The organism is Pseudonocardia petroleophila (assembly GCF_014235185.1).
In the GTDB taxonomy this organism is placed as follows: domain Bacteria; phylum Actinomycetota; class Actinomycetes; order Mycobacteriales; family Pseudonocardiaceae; genus Pseudonocardia; species Pseudonocardia petroleophila.
The window spans coordinates 668,708-690,240 of record NZ_CP060131.1; the positions used below are offsets into that span (position 1 = coordinate 668,708).

Here is a 21,533-nt window from a genome sequence, read left to right on the forward strand (position 1 = left end):
CGGGGCGGGGTCGCGGGGATCCCGCAGGTCGGCCCCGGCGCGGCCGCGGTCAGTCCTCCGGGTCGCCGAAATCCTCCTCGGGATCCGGGTCGTCCCCGTCGTCGGAGGGCTCGGCGTCGTCGTCGGAGTCGTCGGCGTCGGCGTCGGCGTCGGTGTCGGCGTCGGCGTCGGCGTCGGCGTCGGAGTCGTCGTTGTCGGAGTCGGCGTCGGCGTCGGTGTCGAAGTCGAAGTCGGTGTCGGAGTCGGAGTCGAAGTCGGTGTCGGTGTCGGCGTCGGCGTCGGAGTCGGCGTAGGTGCCGTCGGAATCCGCATCGGCGTAGGTGCCGTCGGAATCGGTGTCGGCGTAGGTGTCGTCGGAATCGGTCTCGCCGACGGAGGTGTCGGCGTCGTCGGCGGAGACGGCGTCAGCGTCCGATCCGGAGGTGCCCAGGACGTCCCCGCCCCGGTCCTCGGAGTCGTCCTCGTCCACCGCCGCGTCAGGGCCACCGGACGTGCCGGGGTCGTCGGAGTACCCGTCCACCGTGTACGACCCGCCGGACCCGGAGACGTCCCGCGCGGGGTCCGTGCCCTCGGTGCCGCTGCCGCCCGACCCGCCGTCGGAACCGTCGGTGGAGCCCCCGTCCGCGTAGCCGGTGGACCCGGCCGGGGGGATCCCGTACGCCTCGAGCAGCGCCTCCTCGTACGCCGCCGCGAGCTCGGCCCGGTCGTCGCCGGACCCGGCGGGCACCCCGTACACCTCGGCCGGCTGCGCGGCGTCCCCGCCCCCGGACCCCGACGAGGCGGGCGACGTCGACGCGGCCATCTCGTTGAGGGCGTCGATGCTCTCGTCGTCGTACCCCCAGGGACTCGCGGCCGCCTCCCCGGTGCTCGTCGGGGCGACGGGGGCGGGCCCGGTCGCGTCCTGGCGGGCGGCCTGCTCGAGCGCGGCCTCCACCAGCGGGGCGGTCCAGGCCGCGGCCGGCGTGGAGCGGACGACCTCGAGCGCGAGCTCGGCGTCGTCGGACGGCACACCCGCGGCCGGGAGGCCCGGGGCCGGGGAGACCGGGGACGGGGAGACCGAGGACGGCGGGGCCGGGGTCCCGTCGTCCTCCGGCGGGGCGGACCGCGCCCCGTCGGCGTCGCGGAGCGGGCCCACCGGGGCGACGCGCAGGGCGGCCGGCGGATCGGGGTAGCGGTCGTCGACGACCGGGGCCGCCGCGTCCGCGACGGGCGCGGCCGGCTCGCCGGCCGTCGCGGACGGGCCCGCGTCCTGCTCGGCGGTGCGCTTCGCGTCGGCGTCCTCGCGGCCGCCTCGGTCGCGCTCGCGGTCACGGGCCTCGTCGGCGGGCTGGTCGGGCCCGTCCACGACGTCGCCGACGGCCCCGCCGACGGTGTCGACGACCTCCCCGACCGGTCCCTGCTCCGAGCGGCCCGCGTCGCCGTCGCGCGGCGCGGGCCCGTCGGCGACGTCCTCGACGGTGTCGACGACGGTCTCCACCGGCCCGGACGGCGCCTCCGCGGCGGGGGCGGGCGCGGCGGGCGCGCTCTCGGCGGGTGCCGGGGCGGGGTCGCCGGGCCGGTCGGCCGAGCGCTCCCGGTCGCGGTCGCGCGCACCCCCGTCGAGCACCCCGCCGACGGCGTCGGCGGTGCCCGCCACGGCGCCGTCGACGCCCTGGGCGAGCTGGTCGACCGGGCCCTCCGGGGCCGGTGGGGACGGCGCGGGCGAGGACGGGGCGAGCGGGGCCGGGGCGGGCGGGGACGGCGGCACGTCGACGCCCTCGTCGCCGGGGCCGCGGGGATCGGGCGGGCCGCTGGTGTCGACGTCCTGGCGCGGCGCGCCGTCCGGCTCGTCGCGACCGCCGACGACGTCGGGCCGGGTCGGGAGCGGGGAGGCCGGCGCGGGCGCGGGCGCGGGCACGTCCTCCCCGCGGATGACCTGGCGGACCTGTTCGCCGACCTGCTCGGTCTCGGCGACGTCGTCGGGCAGCGGCCGGGCCACCGCGTTCTCGACGCCGCCCTCCAGCGCCGCCAGCTCGTCGCGGCGGGCGTCGCGCTGGCGGATCCGCAGGTCGCGCTGCTCGTCGAGGGCCGAGAGCGCCGCGGCCTGCTCGGGCGAGCGCTGCGCGGGCGGAGGGGCCGCGGCGAGCGTGCTCTCCAGGCCCGACAGGGCGCGCTCGGCCTCGGCCAGCTCGGCGCGGGCGGTGTCGAGCTCCTCGAACGAGTCGAGCTGCGACAGCAGCGTGGCGCGGCGGTTCTCCAGCAGCTCGCGGCGCTGCTCCAGCGCCTCCACCGGGCCGGTCGGGCTCGCCGCCCGCTGCTCCTCGGGCAGCCGCAGCCACTCGGCCTCGACCTGCGCGATCGTGTCGAGCTGCCGGTTGACCGAGGCGAGCGTGACGCGCGCGCCCCGCGCCCAGTCCTCCTCCGACGCCGCGGCCTCCGTGGCCGTCGGCGCCGGCGGCTGCGACGCGGTGACGGCGTAGCCCCCGGCCAGGATCCCGGCGGCGCCGAGCACCGCGAGCGCGCGCCGCCGGTGCGGGACGGAGGTGTGCAGGCCGCGGGTGCGGCGCCCCGGCGGGGTGTCCGAGCGGCGGGCGAGCGCGGCCGCGCGGCGGCGCGCGGCCCGGTTCACCGGCACCTGCGGCGCCACCGTCACGGCCTCCGCCGCCGGGGCGGCGTCGGGGGTGGGGGGCTGCTCGGCCGGCTCGGCGAGCCAGGGCAGCGTGGCGGCCAGCCGGGCGTCGCCCCCGGACTGCATCGCGGCCCGGCGGGCCTGCCGCGCGGCCGAGCGGTGGGCCGCGGTGCAGTAGCGGCGCGGGGGGCGGCCGGGGACGTCCTCGATCGCCACCGCGCAGCCGGGGAGGGCGCACCGGCGCGTCGTCTCGGTCATCGGCTCGCGCCCCCTCACCCGGAACTTGATCTTCCGAGTGGCGAAAGTACCCCGGCGAGCCGAAGTTGTCACTGCTCCAAGTGGGAAGTAGTCCCTGGTCAGAGTGACGCTGAGTACATGCGGGGGCCGATCCTCACGCTCCGTCCCCGCGCGGGACGCCGGGCGACGGCCGACGGTGTGACGGCGCGGAACGGGCGCTCCCCGCCGTCACCGCGACGACGAACGGCGCGCCGCCCACCGGGGTGGACGACGCGCCGTTCGGTGCGGAGGCGTCAGTAGGTGGGCAGGCTCGTGTCGACCTGGTTGGCCCACGCCAGCACGCCGCCGCCGACGTGCACGGCGTCGCGGAAGCCGGCCTTGTGCAGGGCCGCGAGCGCGTCGGCGGAGCGGGCACCGGACTTGCAGTGCAGCACCACCGGCTTGTCCTGCGGGATCTCCGAGAGCGCCTCGCCGGACAGGATGCGGTCCTTCGGGATGAGCACCGAGCCGGGGATCTTGACGATCTCGTACTCGTGCGGCTCGCGGACGTCGATGAGGGCGAAGTCCTTGCCCGCGTCGAACATCTCCTTGAGCTCGGTCGCGGTGATCGTGTGGCCGGCGGCCGCGCTCTGCGCGTCGTCGGACACCACGCCGCAGAACGCGTCGTAGTCGATCAGCTCGGTGATCGGCTTCGTCTCCGGGTCCTTGCGGATGTTGATCGTGCGGTAGCTCATCTCGAGCGCGTCGTAGACCATCAGCCTGCCCAGCAGCGGCTCACCGATGCCGGTGATCAGCTTGATGGCCTCGTTGACCATGATCGAGCCGATCGACGCGCACAGCACGCCCAGCACGCCGCCCTCGGCGCACGACGGCACCATGCCGGGGGGCGGGGGCTCGGGATAGAGGTCGCGGTAGTTGAGGCCCTTGCCGTTGGGCGCGTCCTCCCAGAACACCGACGCCTGGCCCTCGAACCGGAAGATCGAGCCCCACACGTAGGGCTTGCCCAGCAGCACCGCGGCGTCGTTCACCAGGTAACGGGTGGCGAAGTTGTCGGTGCCGTCGAGGATGAGGTCGTAGTCGCGGAAGATGTCGAGCACGTTGGACGAGTCGAGCCGCACGGGGTGCAGCCGGACCTCGACGAACGGGTTGATCTCGGCGATCGAGTCGCGCGCCGACTCCCCCTTCGGCCGTCCGATGTCGGACTGGCCGTGGATGACCTGGCGGTGCAGGTTGGACTCGTCGACCTCGTCGAACTCGGCGATGCCCAGCGTGCCGACGCCCGCGGCGGCCAGGTAGAGCAGTGCGGGACTGCCGAGGCCACCGGCCCCGACCACCAGCACCTTGGCGTTCTTCAGCCGCTTCTGCCCGGTCATCCCCACGTCGGGGATGATCAGGTGGCGGCTGTAGCGCGCCACCTCGTCCTTCGTCAGCTCGGCGGCCGGCTCCACGAGCGGCGGTAGCGCCATGGGACATGCTCCTCGGTTGTCGTCGTCTGTGTGCGGCAACGTCAGACCGCAGCGGGATCTTCCCAGAGTTCGCCGACCGCCCGGGCCACGGCGTCCGGCGCCTCCATCTGCGCGACGTGGCCCACGCCGGGCAGCATCAGCAGCCGCGCGCCCGGGATCGTGGCGGCCGTGCGGGCCGCGAGCCGGGGCGAGACGAGCCGGTCGCGGTCACCCCACACCACGAGCGTCGGCGCCTGCACCCGCGCGGCCTGGCGCCACAGCCCGCCGAGCGCCCAGCTCGCGATCATCTGGCCCGCCGTCCCCATGACGGCCTGGCGCGCCCACGGCAGCCCGGCCCGCGCCTCGAGCTCGGCCACGGCCTGGGCCAGCCGGTGCGGCGGCACGACGCCCGGGTCGCCGAAGCACAGCCGGATCGTCTGCTGGGCACGCTCGGTCGCGGTCAGCCCCGCGATCTGCGCCCTCGCCCGCCGCCCGAGCACCGGGACCATGGCCAGCGCGAGGCGCGGGTCGGCGATGCGGCGCGGATCGGGCCTGCGGTCGGGCATGGCCGGCGAGACGAGCGTCAGTGACGCGACGAGCTCGGGCCGCCGCGCCGCGACGCTGATCGACAGCGCACCGCCGAGGGAGTTGCCGAGCAGGTGCACCCGCTCCCCGCGCCCGGCGAGGAAGCACATCAGGGCGTCGGCGTGGCCGTCCGGCGACCAGTCCGGCGTCGCGAGCGGGCGCGAGTGCCCGAACCCGGGCAGGTCGACCGCCGTGCCCGCGGCGCGGCCGGACAGCTGCCCGGCGAGGTCGGTCCAGTTCGTCGCGGAGCCGGACAGCCCGTGGACGTAGACGGCCGGGATCCCGTCGGGGCCGGGCGTCTCGCGGACGTGCAGGGTGACGCCGCCGGAGGTGACCTCCCGCCCGGGCCACGGCTCGCGGAGGCCGCGCTCGGCCGATACCTGTGTGCTCACCCCCCGAGCATCACCCCGGCGGCGGGCGTCCGGCCAGTCCTGGTGGTGTGAGTTACCATCGGTAACACGTGCGGCGGTGATAGCTTCCGGCGCATCCGACCCGTTCCGCGGAGGCTGTCCCGGTGTCCCACGACAACACGCCGTCCCCGGCCGACGGGCTCACCGCCCAGGCGGAGGCGCTCGTCACCCGGGCCGGCACGTTCGCCCGGTGGGCCGCCCGCACGGGCACCGAGATGGCCCGCCGCCTGCCCGGCGCCGCGGCCGTCGAGTCCGAGCTCGGCCAGCTCGAACGGGTCGCCCTGTCCGAGCTGCGCCGCCGCCTCGACACCATCGACCCCCTCGACGACGGCGCCCCCGACGGGCCCGTCGAGAACCCGACGCGCAACGTCGCGCCGCCGAAGCAGACCGAGCCGCTGCGGGTGGCGATGGCCGAGCTGCTGGGGCGGTCGCTGGAGCAGTCCAAGCAGCGGGCCAGGGAGTACCTCTACCTCGCGCTGCTGCGCCAGCTCGTCCCCGACGAGGCCCGGATCCTGTCCGCGCTCGCCGACGGCAGCACCTACCCGGTCGTCCACGTCGACTGCCGCACCGGCGTGTCCGGGTCGCGCCGGGTGCTGTCCTACGCCTCCACCGTCGGCCGGGCGGCCGGGGTCGCGGTGCAGCCGTCGGTGCCGCGGTACCTGTCGCGGCTGCTGCACTTCGACCTCGTCGAGCTCGGTGAGGCCGCCACGGACCTGAACGTGCAGTACGACATCCTCATGACCGACCAGACGGTGCGCGACGCCGAGGACGCCGCCCGCGCCGAGGGCCGGGCCCGGTTCGTCCGCGCGACGGTCCGGATCTCGCCGCTGGGCCGCGACCTGTGGGACGCCTGCCACCCGCACGCCGACGTCGAGCCCGCCCCCGAGCCAGCGGGCGCGGCCCAGGTCCGGGTCGGGCCGGCGGTCGACCGCCCCACCCGCTACGCCTGGGAGCAGGTCCTCCCGCCGGAGCCCGCCATCGCCGTGCCGCGCACGGCGCCGCTGGAGGTCCCCCTCCCCCGCCCGATCAACGGGAACGGCCGCCACCCCCGCGACGACTGAGCGGGCCCGTCAGACGGAGAAGTGCACGACCGCGTAGGACTGCAGCTCGCCGACGGCGAACCCGAGCACCGCGCCGACCGTGATGAGGATCCACTCGTCCTGGGAGAACGCCGGGCGCAGGATCTCCTCGAACTCCTCGGGCGAGAGCTCCTGCATCTTGGTGACCAGGACGTTGCGGATGTCCATGGCGTCCTCGGCGTAGTCCTCCATGTAGGCCATGGTCTCCGGCAGCGCCGCCATCACCTGGGCGCTGACGATCCGCTTCATCTCCTGGTAGCGGGTGCTGCCGACGGAGAACACGAGCAGCGGCTTGACCAGCCCGGCCTGGGAGTCCAGTACGACCTGGACCTCCTTCTGCACCATCACGAACAGCTTGTCCGACATGGGCCCGGTGAGGACGGCCTCGATGATGTTGTGCGGGGTGATGATCTCCTTCGCGATCAGCTCCCCGTAGGCCGCGGCCACCTCCTTGTGCCGCTTGAGGAACAGCCCCTGCCAGACGAACAGGCCGAAGTACCGGGTCGGCCGTTTCGGATTGAAGATCATCTTCAGGGCGAGCCAGTCGGTGAACCAGCCCGTCAGCCCGCCCGCGATCGGCATGATGATCGGCAGCTTGAGCAGGGCCCAGGCCACCGCCTGGAGCAGCCCGATGATCGCGCCGAAGTAGATGCCCGAGTACCGGATGAACGCGAACTCCTTGTGCCCCGCCTCCTTGAAGATGCGGTTGAGCAGCGCCTTGTCCTTGACCAGGTTCGTGACGATCATGTCCTTGAGGTCGAAGACCCCGTCGATGTCGTCCTTGATCGCCGCCATCATGTGCTCGACGATCACCGGCGCCTGCCTCTGCACCCGCCCGATGACGATCCGGCGCACGCTCTCGGGGATCGACTCCCACAGCCCGGGCTGGAACTGCGTCGCGACCTGCCGCGTGATCGTCTCGATGTTGTCCAGGAGCGGCTTCTCGATCTCCTTGGCCACGCGCTCGGCGTCGAGCCGGTCGAAGATCTCCTCCGGGCTGATGAGCTTCTCGGTCATCGTGTCGCAGACGATGCTCGCCATCCGGGCCGCGCGCCGCGGCACGATGCCCTGCCAGCCCAGGTACGGCGGGATGCCCCGGAACTCCAGGGGGCGGAACATCATCTCGATCGCGACGATCTTGGTGAAGTACCCGATGACGGCCGCGACCAGCGGCATCGACAGGTAGATGTACCAGTTGCGCCCGACGTCGGCGATGATCTCGTCCACGCCCACCCCTGTCGCCGCAGCGCCCGACTAGTCCGTCCGGTCGATCAGATTGGCATACCGCCACAACCGGGTGAGCGGCCCGCCCACGATGCCGACCTCCCGCAGGAACGGCATCAGCTTGCGCGCCGACCAGGCGATCGACGCGCGGTGGTGCGGGTTGGCCAGCGCCGCCCGGCGGGCGGTGGCCGGGTCGAGCCCGACGCTCGCGTACACCTGCGGGTGGATCAGGCTGCGGACGACGACGAACGACACGACCGGCGTCAGCGTCCTGGCCACGCGTCGCTGGTGGGCGGTGAGCCGGGGCATCAGCCGGGCCAGCTCCTCGCGCGCCCAGCGGACGTGCCGCGCCTCCTCCGTCACGTGGATCCGGTTGACCATGCGGCTCAGCGGCTGCACCCGCTCGTCGCGCATCGACTCGCGCTGCAGCTGGTCGAGCGTCTCCTCGGCGACGAGCACGCTGGCGAACATCGCCGCGCCGCCCGCGGTGGCCCCGAACAGCCCGCCGAGCGCGTGCACGAGCGGGCCGGGGCGGTAGTCGGGCACGTCGAAGCGCGCGGCGAGCTTGGCGAACATGATCGAGTGGCGGCACTCGTCGGCGATCTCGGTGAGGGCGTACTGGACGTGCCCGGTGCGCGGGTCGCGGTCGTAGGAGTACCTCAGCAGCATCTGCATGAGGATCATCTCGAACCACAGCCCCACCTGCGCGATGCTGCAGATCTCGTGGATCGACAGCGTCACCTTCTCGTCCTCGGTCAGCCCGTCCCACAGGTCGGTGCCGTAGAGCGAGCAGCGCTCGGGGCTGATGCCGTAGAGGCCCGCGACGAGCTCGGCGTCCCAGTCGACGTCGATCGCCGGCTCGTAGGAGTGCTCGAGCGAGGAGCGCAGGAGGCGCTCGGCGACGGACTCGCGGTCGGTGACCTTCATGCCCGGACCCTTCGTTGGGTGTTACCGGCGGTTACTGTTACCACAGGTAACGTGATGGGGGCCTCACTTGTCAATACCCGCCCGCCACCGCCGGTCCGGTCGCGCGTTGTACCGGGCATGAGCACCGCGGTCCGCCTCGCCGGCTACGCCACGGCCCTGGCGCTCGTCTTCGGGGTCGCGTTCGGGGTGGGGTCGGCGGTCGGGGAGCCGCCCGCCGGGGTCCCCGCCGTGGCCGCGCACACCTCCGACGCGCACGGGCACGCGCCGGATCGGCCCGGACCGGACGGGTCCGGCGCCGCGGACGCGCGCACCGACGGGCTCGCGGCCACCTCGGCGGGCTACACGCTCGTCCCGGCCGTCGACACGCTGGTGCCGGGGACGCCCGGCGAGTACGCGTTCACCGTGACCGGGCCGGACGGGGCCCCGGTCACGGCGTACGACGTCGAGCACGAGCGGCCGCTGCACCTGATCGTCGTGCGCCGCGACGCCGCCGGGTTCCAGCACCTGCACCCGACGCTCGGCCCCGACGGCGTGTGGCGGGTCCCGCTGACGCTGCCCGCGGGCGGGGTCTACCGCGTCTACGCCGACCTCGTCCCGACCGGCGGACCCGAGCTCGTGCTCGGGACCGACCTGTTCGCGCCGGGCGACTTCACCCCGATCCCGTTCGGGCCGTCGCGGGTGGCGCAGGTCGACGGCTACCAGGTCCGGCTCGACGGCGACCTGGTCCCCGGCACGTCCTCGCCGGTGTTCGCGACGGTCAGCCTCGACGGCGCCCCGGTCACCGACCTGGAGCCCTACCTCGGCGCGTTCGGCCACCTGGTCGCCCTGCGCCGCAGCGACCTCGCCCACCTGCACGTCCACCCCGACGCCCCGACGCCCGCCCCGACCGACCGCTCGGGGCCCGGCGTCGCGTTCGTGGCGGAGGTGCCCTCGGTCGGCGGGTACCGGCTGTTCTTCGACTTCCGGCACGGCGGCGTCGTGCGGACCGCCGAGTTCACCGTCGACGTCGGCTGACGTGCGCCCCGGCACCGCTGCGTGCACGGCCGCCGCGGCGGCCGTCGTCGTGCTGTCGGCGGTGCCGCCGTGGCAGTTCCGGAACTGGCAGTGGGTGGCCCTCGCGCTGACGGTGCCGGTCGTACTGGCCGGGCTGCGGTCGGTGCGGTCCGGCCGCGACACCACCGGCCTGCTGACGGCGGCGGGCGCGCTCGCCGCACTCGGCTGGTCGGTGCTGGCGCTGCTGGCGGGGGGCGCGGGGGTGCCCGGCATGGTCCAGGCCGCCGGGTCGCCGGTGCTGGCGCTCGACGCGGCGGCCGGCCTGGCGGTGGCGCTGCTCCTGCGCGACCGGCCCGGCGGCGACGGGCCCGACCGCGACCGGCCCGACGAGACCCGTGGCGTGCGCCCGCTCGGCCTCCTGGTCCCCGCCCTCGCCGTCGCCGCGCTGGGCTTCCGGCTGGGCGCCGGCGACGGCGTCGGCGCGGTGGGGGCCGCCGCCGCGGTGCTGGTGGCCGGGTGCCCGTGCGCCCTGCTGCTGCTCCCCCGGCTCGCCGCGGGCCCGCCGCGGGTCGTCGTGGCCGCGGCGCACGGGCCCGACGTGCTGCGCACCGCGGGCGCCCTGCACGCCGCCGAGGGCGGGACGGCGCCGGTGGGACGCGCCGTCGCCGTCGCGGCCAGGGCCCGGCACGCCACGCTGCCGGGCGTGTCCGACCCCGACGGCGACCCCGCCACCGGCCTGCGCGGCGTGGTGTCGGAGCTGGACGGCCCGGACCGGGTGGTCGCGCACGCGGCGCTGGCCGGCCCGCCCGGGTGGCTGGCCGCGCACGGCGTCCCCCCCACCGAGGCCGCCGCGCGGGCCGCCGCGCGCGGGGTCGAGGTGTGGTGCGTCGCCTGGGACGGCGTGGCGCGCGGCTGGCTGGAGATGGCGACCGCGCCGCGCCCGGGGACCCGCAGGCGGCGGACCGCGCAGGTCGCCGCACTCGCGGCCGCCGCGCTCGGCGCCGCGGCCGCCGCCGCGGGCGCGCTGGCCCCGGCCACCGCGGGGGCCGTCCCGGCCTGCGTCGTGCTGCTGGTCGTCGCGCTGCGGTCGCTACCGCTGCCCGACGGGGGCGACAGCGTGCACCCGATCGGGGCTACCAGCGGGTAGGGTGTGCTACCGCCCCTGATCGGGGCACGCACGCGATCGGAAGGCCGCCGCCGATGACCCACTCCACGGGCCGATGACCGAGGCCACCGCGCCCCCCAACCGCGGGGCGCGCCTCTCCCGCAGCGCCCGCCGCGCCCAGCTGCTCGTCGCCGCGCGCGACGTGTTCGCCGCGCAGGGCTACCACTCCGCGGCGATGGACGACATCGCCGAGAAGGCAGGCGTCAGCAAGCCGGTGCTCTACCAGCACTTCCCGGGCAAGATGGAGCTCTACCGGGCGCTGCTGACCACCTACGCCGACGAGCTGGTCGACCGCGTCCGCGCGGCGCTGAGCCACCCCGGCGACAACCACGACCGCGCCCGCGCGTCGGTGTCGGCGTACTTCGACTTCGTCGCCGACGAGGGCAGCTCGTTCCGGCTGATCTTCGAGTCCGACCTGCGCGGCGAGCCCGAGGCGGCCGCCGTCGTCGAGGGCGCGTCGAGCCGCTGCATCGACCTGATCGCCGAGGCCGTCACGACCGACGCCGGTCTCGACGAGCCGCGCGCCCGCCTGCTCGCCGTCGGGCTGGTGGGGCTGAGCCAGGTCACGGCGCAGTACTGGCTCGACTCGGGCAAGACCGTCCCGCGCGACGAGGCCGTCGAGCTGGCCACGGGCCTGGCCTGGCGCGGGCTGGCCGGCTTCCCGCGGATCAGCCCCTGACGCGCGCATCCGGGGCGACGCGGTGCCGCCCGAGGAGCCCCGGGGCGGCACCGCGCGCGTCTCAGGAGGCCCGGCGCTGCGCGGCGACGGCCCCGCGCACGAGCGCGCCCAGCCGTCCCGCCACCCCGGCCACCCGCTCCACCGGCAGCATGTGCCCCGCGTCGGGGAAGATCGTCAGGGCCGCCGAGGGCAGTGCGGCGTGGATGCGCCGGGACGCGGCGACCGGCGTGAGCTTGTCGCGCGACCCGGCCAGCACGACCGTCGGGATCTCCGCGAACGCCGCCAGCGCCGCGTCGCGCTCGTGCGCGGCGAGCGTGGGCCGGAACCCCGAGACCGTCAGCGGGCGACAGGCGGCGACGGCCCGGACCGTGAGCCGCACGGCCTCGCGGTCGGCCCCCGGCCCGAGCAGCAGCCAGCGCATCGCCGGCGCCAGCGCCCGGGGGCTCCCCAGCCGGGAGCCCCGCGACCAGCGCTTGGTGCCGTAGAGGCGCTCCTCCACCCGCCGCACGACGGGCACGGTCCGCCGCGGCAGGCCGAACGAGGTGTCCGCCAGCCCGCCCGACGCCGTCGCGACGAGCGCGATCCCGGCCGCGCGGGCCACGACGCCGGGATGCCGGTCGGCCAGCGCCATGAGCGTCATCCCGCCCATCGAGTGCCCGGCGAGCACGAGCGGGCCGGTGGGGGCGGTCTCCGCGATGACCAGCGCGAGGTCGTCGGCGAGCTGGTCGAGCGTCAGCGACGCCGGGTCGGCGACGCCGGAGCGCCCGTGCCCGCGGTGGTCGTAGCGCACGACCCGCACGCCCGGCCCGGCCAGCGCGGCCGCGACCGGGGCCCAGGTCGAGCAGTCCAGCGTCCAGCCGTGGGCGAGCACGAGCGTGACCGGCGCCTTCTCGGCCCCCTCCACCTCGACGTGCAGCGGGACCCCGTCAGCGGTGAACATCAGATCAGGTGCGCCTTCCGCCAGAGGTACTCCGTCGGCCCGCCGATGAGCCGCTGCTCGCGCAGGAACGGCACCAGCTTGCGCGCCGACCACCGCATCATCTCCTGATGGTGCGGGTTGGCCTGGGCGGTCCGGTAGCCCACGGCCGGGTCGATCCCCACGGAGGCGTAGACGTCGCGGTGGATCAGGTTCGTCGCGACGACGTGGGCGATCCGTGCGGTGAGGTAGTTCGCCAGCGCCCGCTCGGCCGCGTTGACCTTCGGCATGAGGCGGACGAGCTCCTCGCGGGCGTACCGGACGTGCCGCGCCTCCTCGGTCACGTGGATCTTGTTGACCATGCGGGTGAGCGGCTGCACCGTCTCGTCGCGCATCGCCTCGCGCTGCAGCTGGTCGAGGATCTCCTCGACGAACAGGGTGCCCGCGAACATCGCCGGCCCGGTCGCGACGGCCTTGAAGAAGCGCCCGAGCTCGTGGGTGACGCGGCGGGGGCGGTAGTCCGGCACCCCGCACTGGGCGTTCATCTTCGCGAACATGATCGAGTGCCGGCACTCGTCGGCGATCTCGACCAGCGCGTACTGGATGTGCCGGCTGCGCGGGTCGCGGTCGTAGGAGTACCGCAGCAGCATCTGCATGAGGATCATCTCGAACCACAGCCCGATGCGCGCGACGCTGCACAGCTCGTGGATCGACAGGGTGCGCTTCTGCTCGTCGGACAGCGTGTCCCACAGGTCGGTGCCGTAGAGCGACACGCGGTGCTCCGGCACGCCCCAGAGCCCGTCGACGAGCGGGGCGCTCCAGTCGATGTCGATGCTCGGCTCGTAGGAGTGGTCGAGCGACGACTTCAGCAGCCGGGCCGCGGTCGCCTCGCGGTCGCCCACCCTGGTCGCGGATCCAGCGGTCATCGTTCCTCCTGTGTTACCGGCGGTAACTGTTACCTCTGGTACCGTGCCTCCAGTGGAGCCTCCTGTCAAGCCGACCGACCGCCAGGTCCGCCGCGCCCAGCGCCGCGCGGAGATGGTGCAGGCCGCGATGGACGCCGTCCGCCGGCACGGACCGGGCGTCTCCGTCGCCGACATCGCCGCCGAGGCCGGCATCACGAAACCCGTGCTCTACCGGCACTTCGACGACCGCGCCGACCTGCACCGCGCCGTCGGCCACGAGGCCGCCGCGCTGCTCATGGCGCGCATCGCCCCGGAGCTGATGAAGAACCGCGAGCCCAAGGAGCACATCCGCGGCGTCATCGACGGCTTCCTGTCCGGCGTCGAGGACGAGCCGCAGCTGTGGCGCTTCGTCGTGCACAACCCGGGCGAGCACACGCCGGGGGCCGAGGTCGTCGACGACGTCCGGCAGACCATCGCGAGCCTGCTGTCGTCGCTGATCGGGGTGCGGCTGCGCGAGGCCGACCTCGACCCGGGCGGCGCGGAGGCCTGGGCGATCGGGCTCGTCGGGATGGTGCAGAGCGCCGGCGACTGGTGGCTGGAGCGCCAGACGATGAGCCGCGAGGCCGTCACCGACTACCTGACCACGCTGATCTGGGGCGGCGTCGCGGGCGTGCTCGGCGACCAGGACGCCGCCGGCCCGCACGCCCCGCTGCGCCTGCTGCCGCCGACCGGAACGGGAGAGCCGACATGACCGACGAGGAGCACGAGGACGGTTACCGGGGGCCCGCGACGCTCACCGTCGACGGGCGCGACGTGCCGGTCAGCGTCGTCCTCGACGCCCGGCACGAGCCGCACGACGGGCGTTTGCACTGGTTCGGGCGGCTGTCGCTGGAGCGCGACGCCGAGCCCGCGCTGCTCGGTGCGCTCACGGCCGCGTCGAGCCGCCTCGAGCTGAGCACCGAGGGCGGCCGCTGCGACGCCCGCATCGGCGACCGCGACCCGTGGGGGCGCTTCCGGGTCACCGGCGTCGGCCGGCTCCCGTACGCCGTCGAGGAACCCCCGCTCGACGACGACTGACCCGACGCGGCACGGTCCCGACCGGGCGGGCCGGTCGGGACCGTGTCGTGCGTCGGGCGGGTCGCGCCTCGGGCGGGCCGTGCGTCGGGCGGGCTCAGCCGATGGCGAAGCCGACCCGGCGGCCCTCCTCGGGCGCGATCTCCACGTAGGCGATCTGGGCCGAGCGGATGACGTACTTGCGGCCCTTCTCGTCGACCAGCCGCAGCAGGCCGTCGCCGCCGGCGAGCGCCTCGTCGACCAGCTTCGAGACCTCGTCCGCGGTCTGGTCGCTGGACACCACGAGCTCGCGCTGGCTCTCCGCGATGCCGATCTTGACCTCCACCGGGGGACCTCCTGGTCGTCATGTGTGTACGTGCGCCCGCCAGGCTAGTCGAGCGGGCAGGCCCGGGCATGGACGGGCGGTGTGCCGTGAGCGAACTACGACAGCCCGAGCTTGGTCATCCGCTTGCCGTGGTTGGACTGCAGCCGCCGCAGCAGGGCGCCGATGCCGGCCAGGTCGCCGGAGCCGGTGACGATGAACTCGGCCAGCTCGTCGCGCTCGGCCACGATGTGCTGGGCCTGCGTGACGGCCTCGCCGAGCAGGCGGCGACCCCACAGCGCGAGCCGGTCGTGCACCTGCCGGTCGGCCGCGCAGGCCGCCCTGACCTCGCGCTCGGCGAACGCGCTGTGCCCGGTGTCGGCGAGCACGTGGCGCACCAGCTCCCCCGTCGGGCCGGACACCCAGGCCGCGACCTCGCGGTAGAAGTCGGCCGCGAGCCCGTCGCCCAGGTAGGCCTTGACCAGCGACTCCAGCCAGCTGCGCGGCGCGGTGGAGGCGTGGTAGCCGTTCCACATGGCGACGAAGGGCGCCATCGCCTCCTCGATCGGCACCCCGATGCCCTGCAGGTGCTCCTCGAGCAGCCGGAAGTGCCCGATCTCCGCGGCCGCCATCGACGACAGCGCGGCGCGCCCGCTCAGCGTCGGCGCGTGCCGGGCGTCCTCGGCGAGCCGGTCGAACGCGGACAGCTCGCCGTACGCGAGCACCCCCAGCAGGTCGATCGTGGCCCGACCGGCGGCGGTGCCGCCGTCGACCGCCGTCACCACGGGAGGAGGCCTGGTCTGCGCATGCGGGAAAGCCTAGAGGGCGGCCGGGCCGGTCGGGGCGGCACACGTCACGGTGGCACCGGCACGCCGGACTGCCGCGTCCGGCGACCCACGGGGTAGGATGCGACCCAGCGCAGCACCCGTACGGGGTGCGCGCCTACCCGCGGCCCGCATCCGACGACGGTCAGGCCGCAACGACCTGGTGCGTGCAGCGCCTCGTCGGCTCTCCCACGGACGGTCCACGCGCCGGTGGTCGACGAGCCGGCCCCGGGCTCCTGTGCGCGGAGAGAGGCGATCACCCTGTCCGTCGAGACCGATAACTCCACCCCCGCGATCATCCCCGACCCCGAGGACGCCGCGCAGGCGAAGCCGCTCACCGGCGACGCCCCCGTCCGACCCGAGTCCCCCACCTTCGCCGCGCTCGGCGTGCGCCCCGAGATCGTGCAGGCGCTGGCCGAGGCCGGCATCGTGCACACCTTCGCCATCCAGGAGCTGACGCTGCCGCTGGCGCTGGCCGGCGAGGACGTCATCGGCCAGGCCCGTACCGGCATGGGCAAGACGCTCGGCTTCGGCGTGCCGCTGCTGCAGCGCGTCACCCCGCCGTCGGAGCAGCCCGCCGGCACGCTCGACGGCGAGGCGGCCGACCGCACCCGCGACGTCCCGCAGGCCCTCGTCGTCGTCCCCACCCGCGAGCTGTGCGTGCAGGTGGCGGCCGACCTGGCCGACGCCGGCAAGCACCTCGGCATCCGCGTCACCGCGATCTACGGCGGGCGCGCCTACGAGCCGCAGCTCGCCGCCCTGCGCAAGGGCGTCGACGTCGTCGTCGGCACCCCGGGCCGCCTGCTCGACCTCGCCGAGCAGCGCCACCTCGTGCTCGGCCGCGTCAAGGCCCTCGTCCTCGACGAGGCCGACGAGATGCTCGACCTGGGCTTCCTGCCCGACGTCGAGCGCATCCTGCGGATGCTCCCCGAGGAGCGCCACACGATGCTGTTCTCGGCCACGATGCCCGGCCCGATCATCGCGCTGAGCCGCGCGTTCCTGAACCGGCCCACGCACATCCGCGCGGAGGAGGCCGACCAGGGCTCCACGCACGAGAACACCACGCAGCTGGTCTACCGCGCGCACGCGATGGACAAGGTCGAGCTGCTCACCCGCGTGCTGCAGGCCGAGGGCCGCGGGCTCACGATGATCTTCGCCCGCACGAAGCGCACGGTGCAGCGCGTGGCCGACGACCTCGCCGACCGCGGGTTCGCCGCCGCGGCGGTGCACGGCGACCTGGGCCAGGGCGCCCGCGAGCAGGCGCTGCGCGCGTTCCGCTCCGGCAAGGTCGACGTGCTGGTCGCCACCGACGTCGCCGCCCGCGGCATCGACGTCTCCGACGTCACGCACGTCATCAACTACCAGTGCCCCGAGGACTCCAAGACCTACGTCCACCGGATCGGCCGCACCGGCCGCGCCGGCAAGACGGGTGTCGCGGTCACGCTGGTGGACTGGGACGAGCTGCACAAGTGGAAGACGATCAGCGACGACCTGGGCCTCGACAAGCCCGAGGCGCCGGAGACGTACTCCACCTCGCCGCACCTGTTCACCGACCTCTCGATCCCCACCACCGCGAAGGGCCGCCTGCCGCACTCGCAGCGCACCCGGGCCGGGCTGGAGGCCGAGTACGTCGACACCGAGGGCGACCAGGGCGGCGGCCGCCGTCGCGACCGCGACCGCGGCCCCAAGCGCACCGAGGACGTCGTGCTGCCCGAGCGCAGGCCGCGCCGGTCGCGGTCGCGCACCCGCAGCCGCGGGGGCGTCACGCTGGAGGGCGGCGAGCAGTCCCCCGCCGCCGAGGCCCCGACGACCGGGTCCGCCCCGGCCGCCGAGCCCACCGCCGCACCCGCCACCGGGCCCGAGACCACCGGTCCGCGCGCCGAGGGCGAGGACGGCCGTCCGCGCCGCCGTCGCCGCCGGGGCGGCCGGGGCCGCAGCGCCGGCTCGGACGGGCCGCGGTCCGACGACTCCCGGTCCGACGACTCCCCGTCCGAGAACGCCGCCGCCAGCTGATCCCGCCCCGCGCCGGATCGACGCCCCGCGCAGCCGTGCGGGGCGTCGACCGGGCGCCGCGGGCAGGGCGGTGAACGGTCCCGCACCGAGAGGACGCCGCTCGATGTTCCGCGCGCCGCCGCCCGAACGACGCAGCCGCCGCGACCTCGTCGCGGCGGCCGTCGTCGTGGTGGCCGTGCTCGCGCTGGTCGTCGCCGTCTCGGCCACCAGCGACATCGCCGGCACCACCGACCGCACCGCCGCCGTCCCGATCGGGGCGCCGCCGCCGGCGTCCGGGGCTCCGGTGGCGTTCGCGCAGGCCTGGGAGGCCGCCAGCCCCGGCACGCCCGTCCCCGTCGTGGCCGGCCCGGCCGTCGTCACCGCCGACGGGTCGACGGTCTCCGGCCGCGACGCCCGCACCGGCGGGGAGCGCTGGAGCTACGCCCGCGACCTGCCGCTGTGCACCGTCGGCGCCGGCTTCCCGGGCGTCGCCGAGGGGCGGGTGCTGGCCGTCTACGCCAACGAGGCGCCCGCCGACGCCGGTGCCGGCGCCTACTGCTCCGAGCTGACGATGCTGCAGGGCGACACCGGCGCGCGCGCCGGCGCCCGCAACCCCGACGCCCGGCCGGGCACGCGGCTGCTCGCGGACCAGACCTACGTGCTCGCGACCGGAACCGACCACCTCGAGGTGTGGCGCTCCGACCTGGTCCGGACCCTGGAGTACGGGGTCGTGCCGGCGCAGGAGCAGGTCGGCCGCCAGCCCCGGGCCGGCTGCACCCACGGCTCCACCGCTCTGGGCGGGCGCCGGGTCGCGGTGCTCGAGCGCTGCCCGGACGAGGCCACCGACCGGCTCACCGTGCTCGCCGCCGACGGCGCGGACGGCGCCGAGAAGCCGGAGGAGCGGTTCTCGGTGCTGCTCCCCGGCTCCGGGGCCGCGGTCGTCGCCGTGTCCGAGGAGCAGGTGGCGGTGGCGCTCCCCGATCCCGCCCGGCTCGTCGTCTACGACGGCGCGGGCGTGCAGCTGTCGGTGAGCGAGGTCGACGCGACGGTCACCGACCCGCCCGGCGGCGTCGTCCCCACCTCCGTCGACGACACGCACCGCTACTGGTTCACCGGCTCCTCGGTCGCCGCGCTCGACGCCGAGCAGCTCGCGCTGCTGTGGACGTTCCCGGACGCGCTCGGCGCGCCCGTCCGCTACGGGATCGAGCTGCTCGTCCCCGTCGAGGGCGGGCTCCGGGTGCTCGACGCCGACCGGGGCACCCCCGGGCGGTTCCTGCCCGTCGACCGGCCCGACCCCCGCGCCCCGGTCACCCTCGCCGTCGTCGGTGACGTGCTGCTGGAGCAGCGCGGCGACCGAGTGGCCGCACTGGTGCCGACTCCTTAACCTCGGAGGGTGAGCACCGGCTACTTCCCGCCCGGCAGCGCGACCCGCCGGGTGATCGGCGACCCGGCCGCCCTGATCGGCGGGTTCAGCGCACTGTTCCTGCAGGCCCTGCACCCGCGGGCGATGGCGGGGATCGACCAGCACTCGTCGTTCCCCGACGACTTCTGGCCCCGCCTGGAGCGCACCGCCGAGTACGTCACGACGCTCGCGTTCGCCGACACCGCGACGGCCGACCGCGCCGCGGCCCGGGTCCGCGGGATCCACCGCCGCGTCCGCGGCACCGACCCGGTCACCGGGCGGGAGTACTCCGCCGACGACCCCGACCTGCTGCGCTGGGTGCACGTCACCGAGGTCAGCTCGTTCTCCGCGGCGGTGCGCAGGCTCGGTCTGATCGACGCGGCCGAGGAGGACCGGTTCCTGGCCGAGCAGGTGCGGGCGGGAGCGCTGCTGGGGGCGGTCGACCTGCCGGCGAGCCGCGCCGAGGTCGACGCCTACTTCGCCGCGGTGCGCCCCGAGCTGGTGGCCAGCCCGATCGCGCGGCGGGCCGCGCGGCGGCTCGCGCTGGCCCCGATCCCGCGGCGGATCCCGGTCGGGCTGCCCGTCGGGCCCCTCGGCGAGATGGCGGCGTCCCTGGCGCTGGCCCGGCCCGCGTGGAGCGCGGTCGCGGCCGTCGCGATCGGGCTGCTGCCGGCGTGGGCGAAGCGGCTCTACGGCATCCCGCGCGTCCCGGAGATCGCCACCACGGCCGGGCTGGGCGCCCTGCGCGGGGCCTTCCTGGGCGTCAGGCGAGCCACAGGGCGGCCAGCACCGCCGCGCTGATCAGCAGCACGACGAGCGCGGCCCCGACACCGCGGCCGTCGCGGGCGCGGTCGGCGCGCACCTGCGCCACGACGGCGGCCACCGCCGCGACGCCGTGCCAGGCCAGGAAGTCCCCCGCCGGGCCGGGCGACCCGGTCCGCGTCGACACCACCCAGGCGACGCCCAGGGCCACCGCGAGCACGACCAGCCCGCCCGCGAACACCCCGGAGACCCTCCGCAGGGCGCTCACGGCGCCAGCCCGTCCCACGACGCCGGCTCCGGGGCCGCCGCCCGCCCCTCGGGGCAGTGCCGGCGCACCCCGCAGGTGGCGCAGCCGGGCGAGGTCCGGGGCGGGAACAGCGCCTCGGGATCGCCCCCGTCGGCCAGCGCGTCGGTGGCGTCGGCCAGCTCCGCCGCGGTCCCCTCGGCGCGGCGGACCGCGGCCCGCAGCGTCGCGGCGTCGTGCTCGAACGCGTGCACCTCGCCGGTCGGCAGGTGGTGCAGCTCCACGCGGGTGCACGGCCGGCGCAGCGTCCGGGAGGTGGCGACCGCGTAGAGCGCGAGCGCCTCGGAGTCGCGCGCGTCCTCGGCGGACAGGCGGCGGCGCCCGGTCTTGTAGTCGACGACGACGGCCTCGCCGCCGCGGGCGTCGATGCGGTCGACCCGGCCCTCGGCGACGATCCGCTCCGTCGACACCGACACCCACTGCTCGACGGCCAGCGGCTCGGTCCCGTCGGACAGCCCCGCCGGGTCGGCGACGTAGGCGGCCACCCAGCCCCGGGCCCGCTCGCGGTACCGGTCCTGCTGGGCGAGGTCGCGGAAGCCCTCGCCGCTCCAGTTCCGGTCGACCAGCGCCGCCGCGGCGTCGGGGGTGCGGCGGTCGGGCGACAGCGCGTAGTACGCCCGCAGCGCGAGGTGCACGACCGCCCCGAGCGTGCTGGTGGCCCGGCCCCCGCCGCGCGGGGCGCGGTCGAGGTAGCCCAGGCGGTAGCGGCGCGGGCAGTCGCGCCAGGTGCCCAGCCGCGCGGGCGTGACCTTCACCAGCCGGGGGGCGACGAAGTCGAAGCCCAGCTGTCCGTCCACCGCGCCCACGGTAGCGGTCAGCCGGTGACGACCTCGATGCCGCCCGCGGCCCGCTCCACGAGCGCGTCGAGCGCGTCGGCCGAGGTGGTCTCGGCCGCGATCGGGGTGGTCTTGTTGGTGCCGTGGTAGTCGCTCGACCCCGTGGTGACCAGGCCGTGCTCGGCGGCGAGGTCGCGCAGCAGCGCCCGGTCCTCCGGGCTGTGGTCGGGGTGGTCGACCTCGACGCCGCCCAGACCCGCCGCCGCCAGCTCGACCAGCACCGACGGCTCGATCACCCGGCCCCGCTTGCGCGCCAGCGGGTGCGCGAACACCGCCACACCCCCGGCCTCCCGCACCATCTCGACCGCCGTGCGGACGGGCGTGTCGCGCTTGGGCACGTAGAACGGGCTGCCCGTGTAGAGCAGCTCCGCGAACGCCTCGTTCACGCTCCCGACGACACCCGCGGCGACCAGTGCCCTGGCCAGGTGCGGGCGGCCCGCGCTGGCCCCGTCGGGCAGGTAGGCGAAGACGGTCTCGACGTCGACCGGGTAGCCGGCGTCGGCCATCTTCCCGATCATCCCGACGAGCCGGTGGTGGCGCGCCTCGCGCAGCCGCTCCTGCTCGTCCACGATCGCCCGGTGCGTGGGGTCGAACAGGTAGCCGAGCAGGTGGACCGACACCTCGTCGTCGTCGCGGCCCGTCTCGCTGACGCAGGAGAACTCCGCGCCCCGCACCAGGCGCATCCCGGCCGGGAGCGCCGCGACGGCCTCGTCCCAGCCGCCCGTCGTGTCGTGGTCGGTGATCGCGAGGACGTCGACGCCCGCGGCGGCGGCCGTGGCCACCAGCTCCGCGGGTGCGTCGGTGCCGTCGGAGGCGGTGGTGTGGGCGTGCAGGTCGATGCGCGGAGAGCGGGGCACGTCCCCAG

21 protein-coding genes are annotated in these 21,533 nt (G+C 75.8%); 9 read left to right on the forward strand and 12 right to left on the reverse strand.

Translation table 11 applies throughout. The features are described 5' to 3' along the window. Positions 1 to 49 precede the first annotated feature (49 nt). The 3 genes from H6H00_RS03250 to H6H00_RS03260 form a co-directional block, all read right to left on the reverse strand. The gene (locus H6H00_RS03250; RefSeq protein WP_185719891.1) at positions 50 to 2,866 is read right to left on the reverse strand and encodes a hypothetical protein; all 2,817 of its coding nucleotides are present in this window, start codon (positions 2,864 to 2,866) and stop codon (positions 50 to 52) included. Between the two features lie 272 nt (positions 2,867 to 3,138). After that, positions 3,139 to 4,311, reverse strand: coding sequence for an adenylyltransferase/sulfurtransferase MoeZ (gene moeZ, locus H6H00_RS03255; RefSeq protein ID WP_185719892.1), 1,173 nt, complete (start codon positions 4,309 to 4,311; stop codon positions 3,139 to 3,141). A 41-nt stretch (positions 4,312 to 4,352) separates the two neighbouring features. Beyond that, positions 4,353 to 5,267 (reverse strand): alpha/beta fold hydrolase, encoded by a 915-nt coding sequence (locus H6H00_RS03260; protein WP_185719893.1) that lies wholly within the window; start codon positions 5,265 to 5,267, stop codon positions 4,353 to 4,355. A 122-nt stretch (positions 5,268 to 5,389) separates the two neighbouring features. Between H6H00_RS03260 and H6H00_RS03265 the strand changes: the two genes are divergently transcribed. Beyond that, on the forward strand, positions 5,390 to 6,346 hold the full coding sequence (locus tag H6H00_RS03265; RefSeq protein ID WP_255425551.1) for an Abi-alpha family protein: 957 nt from the start codon (positions 5,390 to 5,392) through the stop codon (positions 6,344 to 6,346). A gap of 9 nt (positions 6,347 to 6,355) precedes the next feature. Here H6H00_RS03265 and H6H00_RS03270 read toward each other — a convergent pair whose 3' ends face one another. Both H6H00_RS03270 and H6H00_RS03275 read right to left on the reverse strand, forming a co-directional pair. Continuing rightward, positions 6,356 to 7,540: a DUF445 domain-containing protein gene (locus tag H6H00_RS03270; RefSeq protein ID WP_185722126.1), complete on the reverse strand. Its 1,185-nt coding sequence runs from the start codon at positions 7,538 to 7,540 to the stop codon at positions 6,356 to 6,358. A gap of 78 nt (positions 7,541 to 7,618) precedes the next feature. After that, a complete protein-coding gene (locus H6H00_RS03275) occupies positions 7,619 to 8,515 on the reverse strand; it encodes an AurF N-oxygenase family protein (protein WP_185719894.1) in 897 nt (298 codons plus the stop codon). 117 nt (positions 8,516 to 8,632) lie between these two features. Between H6H00_RS03275 and H6H00_RS03280 the strand changes: the two genes are divergently transcribed. The 3 genes from H6H00_RS03280 (at position 8,633) to H6H00_RS03290 (ending at position 11,352) form a co-directional block, all read left to right on the forward strand. After that, positions 8,633 to 9,529 carry a DUF8832 domain-containing protein gene (locus H6H00_RS03280; protein WP_185719895.1) on the forward strand — a complete coding sequence of 299 codons (897 nt, stop codon included), beginning with the start codon at positions 8,633 to 8,635 and terminating at the stop codon, positions 9,527 to 9,529. Position 9,530: 1 nt separating this feature from the next. Further along, positions 9,531 to 10,655 (forward strand): hypothetical protein, encoded by a 1,125-nt coding sequence (locus tag H6H00_RS03285; protein WP_185719896.1) that lies wholly within the window; start codon positions 9,531 to 9,533, stop codon positions 10,653 to 10,655. A gap of 73 nt (positions 10,656 to 10,728) precedes the next feature. Further along, a complete protein-coding gene (locus H6H00_RS03290; RefSeq protein WP_185719897.1) occupies positions 10,729 to 11,352 on the forward strand; it encodes a TetR/AcrR family transcriptional regulator in 624 nt (207 codons plus the stop codon). Positions 11,353 to 11,413: 61 nt separating this feature from the next. Here the strand turns inward: H6H00_RS03290 and H6H00_RS03295 are convergent, their stop codons facing one another. Both H6H00_RS03295 and H6H00_RS03300 read right to left on the reverse strand, forming a co-directional pair. Further along, complete coding sequence (locus H6H00_RS03295) at positions 11,414 to 12,292, reverse strand: alpha/beta fold hydrolase (protein WP_185719898.1); 879 nt, start codon at positions 12,290 to 12,292, stop codon at positions 11,414 to 11,416. Beyond that, positions 12,292 to 13,194: an AurF N-oxygenase family protein gene (locus H6H00_RS03300; RefSeq protein ID WP_185719899.1), complete on the reverse strand. Its 903-nt coding sequence runs from the start codon at positions 13,192 to 13,194 to the stop codon at positions 12,292 to 12,294. Before H6H00_RS03300 ends, H6H00_RS03295 begins: the two co-directional genes overlap by 1 nt. A gap of 52 nt (positions 13,195 to 13,246) precedes the next feature. Here H6H00_RS03300 and H6H00_RS03305 point away from each other — a divergent pair, with 52 nt between their 5' ends. Both H6H00_RS03305 and H6H00_RS03310 read left to right on the forward strand, forming a co-directional pair. Then, complete coding sequence (locus H6H00_RS03305) at positions 13,247 to 13,924, forward strand: TetR/AcrR family transcriptional regulator (protein WP_255425552.1); 678 nt, start codon at positions 13,247 to 13,249, stop codon at positions 13,922 to 13,924. Then, positions 13,921 to 14,250 carry a DUF4873 domain-containing protein gene (locus H6H00_RS03310; protein WP_185719900.1) on the forward strand — a complete coding sequence of 110 codons (330 nt, stop codon included), beginning with the start codon at positions 13,921 to 13,923 and terminating at the stop codon, positions 14,248 to 14,250. The genes H6H00_RS03305 and H6H00_RS03310 overlap by 4 nt, the downstream gene beginning before the upstream one ends. A 94-nt stretch (positions 14,251 to 14,344) precedes the next feature. On the opposite strand, the gene H6H00_RS03315 is transcribed toward H6H00_RS03310, so the two are convergent. Beyond that, entirely contained in the window at positions 14,345 to 14,572 is a 228-nt protein-coding gene (locus H6H00_RS03315; RefSeq protein WP_185719901.1) for a DUF3107 domain-containing protein, read from the reverse strand. A gap of 95 nt (positions 14,573 to 14,667) precedes the next feature. Beyond that, the gene (locus H6H00_RS03320; RefSeq protein WP_185719902.1) at positions 14,668 to 15,330 is read right to left on the reverse strand and encodes a ferritin-like fold-containing protein; all 663 of its coding nucleotides are present in this window, start codon (positions 15,328 to 15,330) and stop codon (positions 14,668 to 14,670) included. A 252-nt stretch (positions 15,331 to 15,582) separates the two neighbouring features. Here H6H00_RS03320 and H6H00_RS03325 point away from each other — a divergent pair, with 252 nt between their 5' ends. From H6H00_RS03325 to H6H00_RS03335, 3 genes are all read left to right on the forward strand, one after another. After that, on the forward strand, positions 15,583 to 17,385 hold the full coding sequence (locus H6H00_RS03325; RefSeq protein ID WP_185719903.1) for a DEAD/DEAH box helicase: 1,803 nt from the start codon (positions 15,583 to 15,585) through the stop codon (positions 17,383 to 17,385). A 103-nt stretch (positions 17,386 to 17,488) separates the two neighbouring features. Beyond that, entirely contained in the window at positions 17,489 to 18,748 is a 1,260-nt protein-coding gene (locus tag H6H00_RS03330; RefSeq protein WP_185719904.1) for an Rv3212 family protein, read from the forward strand. A gap of 9 nt (positions 18,749 to 18,757) precedes the next feature. Next, on the forward strand, positions 18,758 to 19,567 hold the full coding sequence (locus H6H00_RS03335) for an oxygenase MpaB family protein (RefSeq protein ID WP_185719905.1): 810 nt from the start codon (positions 18,758 to 18,760) through the stop codon (positions 19,565 to 19,567). On the opposite strand, the gene H6H00_RS03340 is transcribed toward H6H00_RS03335, so the two are convergent. Genes H6H00_RS03340 through H6H00_RS03350 form a run of 3 tightly spaced genes read right to left on the reverse strand, consistent with a single transcriptional unit; the run spans position 19,530 to position 21,525 of the window. Next, a complete protein-coding gene (locus H6H00_RS03340; RefSeq protein WP_185719906.1) occupies positions 19,530 to 19,796 on the reverse strand; it encodes a hypothetical protein in 267 nt (88 codons plus the stop codon). The two genes, H6H00_RS03335 and H6H00_RS03340, sit on opposite strands and share 38 nt — an antisense overlap. After that, positions 19,793 to 20,629, reverse strand: coding sequence for a RecB family exonuclease (locus tag H6H00_RS03345; RefSeq protein WP_185719907.1), 837 nt, complete (start codon positions 20,627 to 20,629; stop codon positions 19,793 to 19,795). The genes H6H00_RS03340 and H6H00_RS03345 overlap by 4 nt, the downstream gene beginning before the upstream one ends. A gap of 17 nt (positions 20,630 to 20,646) precedes the next feature. Beyond that, positions 20,647 to 21,525: a PHP domain-containing protein gene (locus H6H00_RS03350; RefSeq protein WP_185719908.1), complete on the reverse strand. Its 879-nt coding sequence runs from the start codon at positions 21,523 to 21,525 to the stop codon at positions 20,647 to 20,649. Positions 21,526 to 21,533: the final 8 nt, after the last annotated feature.